General features: G+C 64.0%; 13 protein-coding genes. 12 read left to right on the top strand and 1 reads right to left on the bottom strand.

All coding sequences use genetic code 11. The annotated features are described in order from the left end of the window. Positions 1-197: 197 nt before the first annotated feature. Positions 198-416, bottom strand: coding sequence for a hypothetical protein (locus tag L858_RS0116845; protein WP_022684269.1), 219 nt, complete (start codon positions 414-416; stop codon positions 198-200). A 507-nt stretch (positions 417-923) separates the two neighbouring features. Between L858_RS0116845 and L858_RS0116840 the strand changes: the two genes are divergently transcribed. The 12 genes from L858_RS0116840 (at position 924) to L858_RS0116780 (ending at position 10,417) form a co-directional block, all read left to right on the top strand. Continuing rightward, on the top strand, positions 924-1,283 hold the full coding sequence (locus L858_RS0116840; RefSeq protein ID WP_022684268.1) for a hypothetical protein: 360 nt from the start codon (positions 924-926) through the stop codon (positions 1,281-1,283). 114 nt (positions 1,284-1,397) lie between these two features. Then, positions 1,398-1,754, top strand: a complete 357-nt coding sequence (locus L858_RS0116835) for a hypothetical protein (RefSeq protein ID WP_022684267.1) — start codon at positions 1,398-1,400, stop codon at positions 1,752-1,754. A 168-nt stretch (positions 1,755-1,922) separates the two neighbouring features. Beyond that, complete coding sequence (locus L858_RS0116830; protein WP_022684266.1) at positions 1,923-2,375, top strand: heavy metal-responsive transcriptional regulator; 453 nt, start codon at positions 1,923-1,925, stop codon at positions 2,373-2,375. Between the two features lie 295 nt (positions 2,376-2,670). Further along, a complete protein-coding gene (locus L858_RS0116820; RefSeq protein ID WP_022684264.1) occupies positions 2,671-3,015 on the top strand; it encodes a hypothetical protein in 345 nt (114 codons plus the stop codon). Positions 3,016-3,042: 27 nt separating this feature from the next. After that, positions 3,043-4,965, top strand: a complete 1,923-nt coding sequence (locus tag L858_RS0116815) for a 2Fe-2S iron-sulfur cluster-binding protein (protein ID WP_028056238.1) — start codon at positions 3,043-3,045, stop codon at positions 4,963-4,965. Further along, positions 4,965-5,693 carry a hypothetical protein gene (locus L858_RS0116810; protein ID WP_007406424.1) on the top strand — a complete coding sequence of 243 codons (729 nt, stop codon included), beginning with the start codon at positions 4,965-4,967 and terminating at the stop codon, positions 5,691-5,693. The genes L858_RS0116815 and L858_RS0116810 overlap by 1 nt, the downstream gene beginning before the upstream one ends. After that, positions 5,690-6,412, top strand: a complete 723-nt coding sequence (locus L858_RS0116805; RefSeq protein ID WP_007406380.1) for a hypothetical protein — start codon at positions 5,690-5,692, stop codon at positions 6,410-6,412. Before L858_RS0116810 ends, L858_RS0116805 begins: the two co-directional genes overlap by 4 nt. After that, positions 6,399-6,842 carry a DUF1622 domain-containing protein gene (locus L858_RS0116800; RefSeq protein ID WP_007683337.1) on the top strand — a complete coding sequence of 148 codons (444 nt, stop codon included), beginning with the start codon at positions 6,399-6,401 and terminating at the stop codon, positions 6,840-6,842. The genes L858_RS0116805 and L858_RS0116800 overlap by 14 nt, the downstream gene beginning before the upstream one ends. Positions 6,843-6,856: 14 nt before the next feature. After that, positions 6,857-7,297, top strand: coding sequence for a four-helix bundle copper-binding protein (locus L858_RS0116795; protein ID WP_007683338.1), 441 nt, complete (start codon positions 6,857-6,859; stop codon positions 7,295-7,297). A gap of 131 nt (positions 7,298-7,428) precedes the next feature. Then, positions 7,429-7,719, top strand: coding sequence for a hypothetical protein (locus L858_RS0116790; protein ID WP_013039105.1), 291 nt, complete (start codon positions 7,429-7,431; stop codon positions 7,717-7,719). A 333-nt stretch (positions 7,720-8,052) separates the two neighbouring features. Next, positions 8,053-8,454 carry a hypothetical protein gene (locus L858_RS22340; RefSeq protein WP_013849877.1) on the top strand — a complete coding sequence of 134 codons (402 nt, stop codon included), beginning with the start codon at positions 8,053-8,055 and terminating at the stop codon, positions 8,452-8,454. A gap of 442 nt (positions 8,455-8,896) precedes the next feature. After that, a complete protein-coding gene (locus tag L858_RS0116780; protein ID WP_007683341.1) occupies positions 8,897-10,417 on the top strand; it encodes an aldehyde dehydrogenase family protein in 1,521 nt (506 codons plus the stop codon). The last annotated feature ends 15 nt before the right edge of the window (positions 10,418-10,432 follow it).

Below are 10,432 nucleotides of genomic sequence, written 5' to 3'. Positions count from 1 at the left end.
CGCAGCTTCGGGCCGACTGGGCCAAGCACGACAAGTCCGAACATTGCGATGCGATGGAGAAGTCCATGGGGACCAACCAACTGCACAGCCACGCGGAGGAAAAGGGCACGATTGCTCAGACTCCGATGAATCGTCAGCATGCCGACTGCCGGAAGATGATGAGGAAGAACAAGAAGTAGGTCGATCGGCTGATGACCTCATCTGGTATCGGGCACCGAATGTGTGTCATGGATGTGCGAACGTCCGGCGCCCGAACCACTCTGTCGATCCACGCATCGATAGCCACCGATTTTCCCGCCGTCGCGAGGCCAGCGCAGAAACAGCAGCACAACGTCGGCGAAGGCGATCAACAATCCGCCAAAGGCGAAGGTGGCGAGCCAGGGCGTATTGAGGTTCTCATGCTCGCTCCAATCCATGATGCGGAGCCCCCCGGGAATCTTAGAGTTGCCATGTCCCGGTCCTCAATCCCGCGACCTGCCGAAGGTGGAAACATAAATTCCCGTGTTGTCTTCGCATTCGCCCCTTATTCGCCAGGCACGCAGCCGGCCCTCGTATCCGACACTTGTGGGCGTCGCGCTGTAAAGCGGCATCGGTGACGCGTTCTTCACGCGTGGATCGATCATCGACAGTGATGCGACTTCCGGGCAGTTGGCGGTGGAACAACGGCTCATCCACACGGATGATTTTAACCAGATCTGAACGGCCTTGCGACCATCTATTGGAAGCGGGCCTCTCCTATCGGCTGTAGAGGGCGGGCACATCTGAGCCTGCTTTACGGCGCGGTCACCAAATAGACCGATGGCTGCGAACACTACGTATACCGAGCTGGGACCCGGGACCATAGTCCTGTTGGCGAAAAAACAAAATCTTCCCCTCGAGAAATCGAGCGGCAGCTTCCAACACTTTTTCAAGGAGTCAAGACGATGATGAAGAAGTCCATCATGGTTGCGCTGGCAGGCATCTCGATGCTCAGTGCTTCGCCGGTATTGGCACAGGGTATCGGTCACACCTGGTTCATGCGCGGTTCGATCGTCGGAACCGATACCAACGGAACGATCGTCTGCATCGGCAAGGCCGACGGCGTTGAGGTCGGGCAGACGCTTGAAGTCTATCGGGTTATCAATCACCCCGGTCCTTCGAAAGGCGTGGCGCCGACCTATCATCGGCAGCTCATCGGCCACGTGACCGTCGACCACATCTACGACGATCACTTCGCGCATGTCTCGGTCAAGGACGGGGCGCCGGCCAAGCATGACATCGTCGAACTGCGCCGCAGCAACTGACACGTTCTCGGCGCCGGCCCGAGCTGTGGCCGGGGCTGAACCGTCCAAAGCTGTGAGAACGGCATTGCCGGCGGCGGCTTATGGGTTTGCACCAAGCTAAGACAGGAGTTCGATATGAAAGCAGTGATGCTTGCAGCAGCAGCGGGGTTGGCTCTGCTATCGGCAGTCCCGGCGGGCGCGCAAGGAATTGGCCACACATGGTTCATGCGCGGTTCGATCGTGGGTATTGATGAAGGTGGCCCGGTTGTATGCATCGGTAAAGCCGATGGTGCGGAAGTCGGTCAGGTTCTCGACGTGTATCGGAACGTCCCCGTACCGGGCGGCTCTTACAAGGGGACGGGACCCGCGTTCCGCCGGCAATTCGTGGGTCATGTGAGGGTCGATCATATCTACGACGATCACTTTGCCCATGTCAGCGTGGCCGACGGCAAACCCGCGAAGCATGACATCGTTGAGCTTCGTAGGGACTAACGAGTCCTTGCCTTCTCGCACTGCGGCCTGTCCCTGGCAGGTGTTCCACCATCGGGGCAGGTACGTAGTCGCCGCGGAGCAGCGATTGCTCTGCAACCGGGAAGAAAAAGGGCCGCAATTCTTCTTGACCCTGGACCACGGTCCAACCTGCAAGATCGAGCGGATGTCATGGGCACCTTTAAGATTGGCGAGCTCGCCGCGGCGGCGGGCGTGGGACGTGATACGATCCGATATTATGAACGGAGCGGACTGCTCCCTGCGCCGGATCGGACTGCCGCTGGCTACCGCCTTTACGGGGATGCCGACCTGGATCGGCTCAACTTCATCCGCTCTGCTCAGGAACTCGGCTTCACGCTGGAGCAGTCGCGGCAGCTCCTCACACTCCAGGCTTCGGATACCGCAACCGCGGCAGCCGTCCTTGAGATTACGCTTGCCAAGATCAGCGAAGCGGAAAGCCGCGTCAGACGACTCTCGCATATTCGGGATATCCTTCGCGAGCTCGCTGAGGAGTGCCCTGGCGAAGTTCCGGCGTCCGACTGTCCCATTCTCGTCTATCTCGCGGCGAAACGTAGTTCGCGCCGCGACGAAGCAATCAAGGAAAAATCGCTGCGGGAGCAGTAACCGTTATCAGGAAGGGAGCACCATGAAGACATGTATTTTCGTCGCAGCAGCGCCAATAATGTTCCTTGCGGCTTGCGTAACGACGCCGCCCACATCGGCGCAGATTGAAAGCTGCAGGGCCATGGAAGGGCAGATGGGCCTGCAGACGCTTCACGACCACAACGAGATGAAAGGGCAGGGGCGTAATCCCATGAACTTGTCACACGAGCGCTGCCAACAGATTCTGCACGACGCTCAATGAATTCATCCGGGTGACACATAGCCACTACGTCTTTCCTTCAAGAGGAGAAGCACCATGAACCTCAAAGACAATCTGCTGCCTCGCACGATCGGATGGAGCTTCGTGCTGACGGCCGCGCTCGCCTTGTCGGCGTGTGACCGCAAGAGCGAACAGACCTTGCCTGCAGCGAGCAACGCAGCGACCGACTCCGCCGTACTCCCCGCCGTCGTGACCGATAATGGCAGCGACGCCCCGACCGACGCGAACAGCGACTATCCCCGGGACGATCATGAAGCGATGGAACGCCATCATCGGCAGGCCATGGACCATGATGCAATGCGCGCCGGCGGCGCGAACCAGAGCGCTCCGGCGCCCGATCCGGCGCCGACGAATTCAGCGATGCCGATGAAGGACATGTAGGGCGCAAGAAAAAAAAGGGAAGAGAGGATGCGTAACCGGATGGGCCTTCGCCGCTGGAGCCTTTGGCTCGCGCTCGCCCTGAGCCTGTCCGCGAGCGCCCAGGCGCAGGAGGGCGAGGATCATGCCGCCCACCATGGCGGCGGAGGCGACGCCTCGATGTCGGCCGACGGGGCGATGTCCGCCCCCTCGGCGCCGGGTTCGTCCGACATGGCGAAGATGATGAACCCCATGATGGATCGCATGATCAACGGCGAGGGGGAAAATGAGCACGGCCACGACTCTCGCCGTGCGGCCTTCTTCTCCCAGCTGCTCGCCTTTCCGGTGCTCGATGAAGCCGCCCGGCAGCGTGTCGCGGCGCAGGCCCGCGACCGGGTGAGCACAGGCCTGGCATTGATCAATGCCGCATCCGCCGAAGGCGCGCGCGCAACGACGATCTCGGCCCGGCTGAATGCAGCTCAGCGTATGCGCGAGGGCACGGACCTGTTCCGCGCTGGCTCTGCCGCACAGGCCGCGATCGGGGGGCTCCAGCCGCCGCGCGAGGTCGCCCTCTCCTGGTTTCGCGATCAGCTTGACATCGACCAGGCCGCGCCCGGCCATGCCGATCACTGGTTCGGCATCTCGCCCTCGCACCTCCTTCTCATGCTGTTCCTGGGACTGGTCAGCGCGACGCTGATCGCGCTACAGATCTTCCGCCTGCGGCGGATCGGGGCGATCGCCGGCGGTGTCGCCACCGCCAAGGTTCCAGCAAAGCCGGAGCCGAAGGCTGCCCCTCCCGCTACCAGGGTTGCGCCCGCGCCTGCACCCGTTGCCGACAGCGCCGGGCTCGCGCCGAGCAATGCGGCCGCACCCGCTGGGGCGTCGCTGCGCAAGCCCAAAAGCTGGGCGGGGCAGCTGCGCGTGGTCCAGATCGTGCGAGAGACGCCGAGCGTGCTGACCTTCCGGCTCGCGGACCCGACCGCCGACCGGCTGCCGTTCGACTTCCTGCCGGGCCAGTTCCTGCAGGTCGAGGTAGAGCCCGAAGCGGGCAAGACCGCGCGCCGTTCCTACACGATCGCCTCTTCGCCGACCCAGCGGGCCTATGTCGAACTGACGGTCAAGCGCGAGGAGCAGGGCGTGGTCTCGCGATACCTGCACGACAAGGTCGTCGCCGACGATCTGCTGAAGGTCAGCGGACCGTTCGGCGCCTTCACCTTCACGGGAACGGATGCCCAGAGCATCGTGCTGATCGCGGGCGGGGTCGGCATCACCCCGATGATGTCGGTGCTGCGCTATCTCACCGACACCGCGTGGAAGGGTGATATCTTCTTCTTCTACGGCGCACGGTCGACCGAGGAATTCGTGTTCCGCGACGAGCTCGAGCGGCTCGAACGCCGTTTTCCCAACCTCCATGTCGTCGCCGCGATGCAGCGCGCGCCCGGCACCGTCTGGATGGGCCCCGAAGGGCCGATCACGCGCGAGATGATCCTGGCCGCGGTGCCGGAGATCGCGAGCCGGCGCATCCATATGTGCGGCCCGCCGGCGATGATGGGCGCGATGCGCGGCGTGCTGGCGGAACTCGGCGTCCCCGACGCGCAGCTGCACACCGAGGCGTTCGGTCCGGCCTCGCTGCCGGCCGACCACGAGGATCTCGAGGTCAAGCCCGCGCCCCCGCCAGCGGATAAGCCGGCCCCGAGCGCCGAGGTGGCGCCGAGCACGGTGACCTTCTCCGTGTCGGGGGTGTCGGCGGCCTTGCCCGCGGACGAGACCGTGCTGGAGGCGGCCGAGGGCGCGGGCGTCGAGATCCCCTATGCATGCCGTGCGGGCACATGCGGCGCCTGCGTGGTCAAGCTGCTGCAGGGCGAAGTGACGATGGAGGTCGAATCCGGCCTTGCGCCCGCCGACAAGGCGCAAGGCTATGTGCTCGCGTGCCAGGCGAAGGGGACGGGCACGCCGCTCGTGGTCGAAGCCTGATGCGCGAACGCAGCGACATTGCCGTGGGCCTGCTGGTCGCGTTCCTGCTGCTGTTCCCGTTCGGCTATCTCGTGCATGTGTCGCCCCGCTTTCCGGGTAGCCTGGCCGGCGGGATCATCGGGATCGCAGCGCTCGTGCTGATGCTGCTGACGCTTCCTTATGTCGCGGCCAAGCACATCGCCTGGGTCGACAAGGCGCTCTCCCGGGTCGTCAGCAAGCCAACCCTGCTCGCCATCCACATCTATGCCGGCGTGCTGGCGCCGATCCTGGGTCTGGTCCACGCCGCGCACAAGCTCGAAAGCCCGGTCGGCCTGCTTCTGACCGTCCTCCTGCTGATGACGGTCATCACCGGCTTCATCGGCCGCTACCTGCTTGCCCAGCTTGGTCGGGCGCTGCGCGGACGCAGGTCAGAACTGGCCTCGCTTCGCGCCGCCTTCCTCGAGGAGCCGGCGGCGCCGACGCAGGCCGATACCGCAGCCCCGCCGCTGTCGGGCTGGAAGCGCTATCTGTTCGTCGCCGGGGATGCGTCCGCGGGCCAGCGCCCCCAGGACAAGGCGGGGATCGCCGCAGCGCTGGCCGATACCGAATTCGCGATCCGTGCCGAAGAGGCAACCAACACCCTGTTCGCGCGGTGGCGGTTCCTGCACATCCTGCTGGGCTGTCTCATCTTCGCGCTGCTCGCGCTCCACGTCGGCGCGGCGATCTATTACGGGCTGCGCTGGCTATGAGCTGGCAGCGTCTTTCCTACGCCGTCTTCATCGCAGCCCTGCTGGTGATGGTCGCCGCGGTCGCGATCCGGATGCGATCGGACGCGCCGAGGGATGCCGGCCTGGTGGCGCAGCTCGTCTCGCCCGGCCCGCTCTCGAGCGCGCACCAGTCCTTTGCCGGCCAATGCACGGCCTGCCACACGCCGGGCAAGGGCGTCGAAACCCGGACCTGTCTCACCTGCCATGCGGGCACCGATTTCGGGACGAAGCAGTCGACGCAGTTCCACGCGAAAGCGACGCAGTGCACCTCCTGCCACGTCGAACATGAGGGAGAGCGCGGCATCATCCGCATGGATCACGCCGCGTTGCTCGACATGGCGAAGTGGCGGCAGCCTTTGGCGGGCATGTCGACAAACACTCGAAGCCTGACCCCCGAGACCGCGCTCAATTGCGCGAGCTGCCATGCGTTCCGCGATCCGCACCAGGGCCTGTTCGGCACCGACTGCGCGAGCTGCCACAAGACCGACAGCTGGAAGATCGCCAATTACCGCCATCCATCGGTCAATTCGACGCAGTGCGCCGAGTGCCATAAGGCGCCGCCCAGTCACTTCATGGAGCATTTCAGCATGGTCTCGCAGCGCGCAGCCGGATCGAAGGCGCGCGTCGACCAATGCTATGCCTGTCACGCCACCGACAGCTTCAACAATATCCGCAAGCGAGGCTGGTATGATCACCATTGAGGCCGACTGGCTGAGCGCCTTCTTCCGGCTCGCCGTGATCGGCCTGGAACTGGCGGGCACGCTGACCATCCTGGTCGGCGCGGGGCTCGCAACCTTTCTGTTTGCGCGGCGGGCGAGGGCGGGCGACCGAACCGAGGCCTATAGCACGTTCCGCTCGGCGCTCGGCCGCAGCATCCTGCTCGGCCTGGAATTTCTGGTCGCCGGCGACATCGTCAAGTCGCTGGTGATCAACCCGACGCTCGACGATCTCATCGTGCTGGCCGGGCTTGTGCTGGTGCGGACCTTCCTGAGCATCTCGCTCGGGGTCGAGATCAACGGTCACTGGCCCTGGGAGGAAACCCGGATGGCGCGGGAGAAGGCGCGTGCGGCGTCGGATGGGTCGCCGGCGACGGCTGAGGCCGCCGGATGCGGCACACCGCGCAAGGGATAGCCGATGGAGGGTGCATGATGATCGAGAGACGCGAATTGCTGATGGCGGGCGCCGGCCTTGCCGCCGCCGGAACGCTGGCTGCGCCGGCGGCGGGGCAGCAGCATCGAATGGAAGGGATGGCGATGTCGATGACGGACTGCATCGACGATTGCCTGGCTTCACACCGCATGTGCCTCGAAACCGCCGCCTGGCTGACGAAGCAAAGCAGCGCGCTGGCGAGCGCGTCGTTGATCGCCATGCTGAACGACTGTGCGGAACTGTGCCAGGCGACAGCCAACTCGATGCTGCGGGAATCGGCTCTGCACCGCATCCTGTGCCGCGCCTGCGCCGATGCTTGCGAGCGCTGCGCCGAGGAATGCGGGCGTCATAGCGAGGACCAGCGGATCGCGCGTTGCTCGGCCACCTGCAAGAAATGCGCGGCGAGCTGCCGAATGATGGCGGACATGACCGGCTGACCACCCGCTTCGCATATTACGTATACTGCCGGGTCAGGACCGATACCATCTCAAGGGCAAGCTCCCGGAGGAGCGAGAAACGACCGGATCTGAAGCCGGTCGAACGGAAACCAGACTTGAAGGAATCGATAGTGCGCAAGAAAACGGTAGTTATCACTTCGCTCGCAGCCCTCGGCCTCCTTGCCCTCGGTGCCGGGCCTGTTCTCGCCGATGGCATGCCGTCGGACATGCCGGATCTCGAGGAGACGCTCAAGGCCAAGCCTGCGCCGGCTCAGTCCGGCACGGCCCATATGGAGGGCATGCGGCACGGCAAGGACCAGATGCACGGTGAGATGATGCGAGGCCACCGGATGGCCATGCGGGAATCGGGGAGCCAGGAGGGGGCTTCTGACATGTCGCATCGGTCGGGCGGGGGGTGCTGAACCAAAAGCCCATCAGAGGTCGGTTGATCAAAGCCTCACCATACAAGGCGTTGGTATCGTTTGACCGGGCCGCAACGTTGGTCCGCCGTTTCCCCGGCGGGCCAATTGCGTTTCAGAATAAAGGTCTGCACGAGCTTTAATGCGATGCAGTCATGAATCCGCTGGACCCTTGGACCATGGTTTCGCCCGCAAGATCGCGGGCCTGCCAGTCCTGATCCAGTGCGGATTCGTAACTTACGTATTCAGACCAAAGGGCCAAGCCCGCATGAGGGGTCGGTATGGTCGCGGTCGCAAACGGCGATCGGGCAAGGACTCATCATGCGGAGAACCACAATGCGAAAGACGAAACTTCTAGTCGGCGCGATCGGCTGCCTGGCGACCCTGAACTTCGCTGGCGCGGGTCTGGCGCAATCGGCACCCGCCGCGCCCCAGCACGCCCCTGCGCAGCCGAAGCCATCCACCGCCCATGCCCATCAGCAGGGGATGGATCATGGAGGGCAGCAGATGCACGACCAAATGATGCAGGATCACCAAGCCGGCATGCAGAAGCCGCAAGGCCAGCAGGGCGCTGCGGGCATGGCCGGAATGTCTGGTGGCTCGTCGCAGGGGAGCGGTTCGAGCAAGGCTGGCAAGCCCAAGAGCGGTTGCTGCAAGATGCCGATGAAAAAGGCAAAGCCGGCCGCCAAGAAGAAACCGGCCACGCCTATGGCCGACAAGCCGATGAGCGACATGTGAGGTTTCCAGCCCCGAGAACAGACCCCTGGGGCTGAGGGCCCGCCGCTGCCCCCGCGGCGGGCCTGTTCTTCAAGAGGTGTTCCAAGTTTCTAGGATTTCATAACGAGAAGCAGGCGTCCACCGCGAGAGAGAGGAGCCCGCGATGCGTAAAGCTCCAGGAGTTGGCACCGAGCTGCGGGTCCGCGCTTACGATTAAGAGGTCCGACCAAGCATGGCCGGATCAACTTCAGTGACCTCTGCGCCGCGATTGAATGGCGAGAGCCATTGCCTGCTTAGGCGACGAGATAATCTATGAGCTGATGAGAAAATCATCGGCTTCTTTTGCGTGTCCAGCCTGGCGCTTCGTAAAAACTCTGCCTGATTTTTGTCTGCGGAACTTACTTATAGGCCGTCTCATCAGAAGGCCTACTTCATCAGGCATCGGTAAAGATGGAGACAGGCGATGTTCGAGAAGGCGATCGGGACCATCAATGCTGCGGCGTCCTTCCGACACCGCTATGATAATTTCATCGGTGGTCGATGGAGCGCTCCAGCGAGCGGCGAGTATTTCGCGGACACGAGCCCGATCAATGGCGCCCAGATCGCCGAGTTTGCGCTGTCGACGCCGGAAGATGTCGAGCGCGCGCTCGATGCGGCGCACGCCGCCAAGGATCAATGGGCAAGGATCTCGCCCGCCGACCGCGCCAGGATTCTCAATCGCGTCGCCGACCGGCTCGAGGATAATATGGAGTTGCTGGCGCTTGCCGAGACGATCGACAACGGCAAGCCGATCCGCGAGACGCGCGCTGCCGACGTTCCGCTCGCGATCGACCATTTCCGCTATTTCGCCGGCTGCATCCGGGCCGAGGAAGGCGGGATCTCGACGATCGATGCCGACACCATCGCCTATCATTTTCGCGAGCCGCTTGGCGTCGTCGGCCAGATCATCCCGTGGAACTTCCCGCTGCTGATGGCGGCGTGGAAGATCGCCCCGGCGCTGGCGGCGGGCAACTGCACCGTCATCAAGCCCGCATCCCAGACGCCGCTCACCTTGCTGATGTTCGCCGAGCTCACCGCCGACATCCTGCCGCCCGGCGTGCTCAATGTCGTCACCGGCCCGGGACGGACCGTCGGCCAGGCGATCGCCGCCAATCCGCGCATCGCCAAGGTCTCGTTCACCGGCGAGACCGTCACCGGCAAGCAGATCATGCATGCGGCCGCCGACCATCTGATCCCCCAGACGATGGAGCTTGGCGGCAAGTCGCCCAACATCTTCATGGCGGACGTGCTCGACGAGGACGATGCCTTCTTCGACAAGGCGCTCGAAGGCTTCACGCTGTTCGCGTTCAACAAGGGCGAGGTCTGCACCTGCCCGTCGCGCGCGCTGATCCATGAGTCGATCTTCGATCGCTTCATCGAGCGCGCCGTGGCGCGCGTCGCCGCGATCCGCCAGGGCGATCCGCTCGACCCCTCGGTCCAGGTCGGCGCGCAGGCGTCGGAGGACCAGCTCCACAAGATCCTGGGCTATATCGATATCGGCAAGGCCGAGGGCGCGCAGTGTCTGGTCGGTGGCGCCAAGGCGCTGCCGGGCGGTGCGCTCGACCAGGGCTATTTCGTACAGCCGACCGTGTTCGTGGGTCAGAACCACATGCGCATCTTCCAGGAGGAGATCTTCGGTCCCGTCCTGGCGGTCACCACCTTCAAGACGGTCGAGGAGGCGATCGCACTTGCCAACGACACCGCCTACGGTCTTGGCGCGGGCGTCTGGACCCGGAGCGGCAACACCGCCTACCGTCTGGGCCGCGCGATCGAGGCCGGGCGGGTCTGGACCAACTGCTATCACCAGTACCCCGCCCATGCCGCCTTCGGCGGATACAAGGCGTCGGGCTTCGGGCGTGAAAATCACCGGATGATGCTCGACCATTATCAGCAGACCAAGAACCTGCTCGTCTCCTATGACGAGCACGCGCTCGGCCTGTTCTGACCCCTCGCTCAAAAG

Origin of the sequence: Sphingobium bisphenolivorans, assembly GCF_000412635.1 — a bacterium.
Classification (GTDB): Bacteria; Pseudomonadota; Alphaproteobacteria; order Sphingomonadales; family Sphingomonadaceae; genus Sphingobium; species Sphingobium bisphenolivorans.
This window is presented reverse-complemented; position numbering and strand designations above follow the sequence as displayed.

Bases quoted from the DNA above. Each gene is read 5' to 3' on its own strand.
- L858_RS0116845 (WP_022684269.1), bottom strand. From the start codon at position 416: ATGGATTGGAGCGAGCATGAGAACCTCAATACGCCCTGGCTCGCCACC.
- L858_RS0116840 (WP_022684268.1), top strand. From the start codon at position 924: ATGATGAAGAAGTCCATCATGGTTGCGCTGGCAGGCATCTCGATGCTC.
- L858_RS0116835 (WP_022684267.1), top strand. From the start codon at position 1,398: ATGAAAGCAGTGATGCTTGCAGCAGCAGCGGGGTTGGCTCTGCTATCG.
- L858_RS0116830 (WP_022684266.1), top strand. From the start codon at position 1,923: ATGGGCACCTTTAAGATTGGCGAGCTCGCCGCGGCGGCGGGCGTGGGA.
- L858_RS0116820 (WP_022684264.1), top strand. From the start codon at position 2,671: ATGAACCTCAAAGACAATCTGCTGCCTCGCACGATCGGATGGAGCTTC.
- L858_RS0116815 (WP_028056238.1), top strand. From the start codon at position 3,043: ATGCGTAACCGGATGGGCCTTCGCCGCTGGAGCCTTTGGCTCGCGCTC.
- L858_RS0116810 (WP_007406424.1), top strand. From the start codon at position 4,965: ATGCGCGAACGCAGCGACATTGCCGTGGGCCTGCTGGTCGCGTTCCTG.
- L858_RS0116805 (WP_007406380.1), top strand. From the start codon at position 5,690: ATGAGCTGGCAGCGTCTTTCCTACGCCGTCTTCATCGCAGCCCTGCTG.
- L858_RS0116800 (WP_007683337.1), top strand. From the start codon at position 6,399: ATGATCACCATTGAGGCCGACTGGCTGAGCGCCTTCTTCCGGCTCGCC.
- L858_RS0116795 (WP_007683338.1), top strand. From the start codon at position 6,857: ATGATGATCGAGAGACGCGAATTGCTGATGGCGGGCGCCGGCCTTGCC.
- L858_RS22340 (WP_013849877.1), top strand. From the start codon at position 8,053: ATGCGAAAGACGAAACTTCTAGTCGGCGCGATCGGCTGCCTGGCGACC.
- L858_RS0116780 (WP_007683341.1), top strand. From the start codon at position 8,897: ATGTTCGAGAAGGCGATCGGGACCATCAATGCTGCGGCGTCCTTCCGA.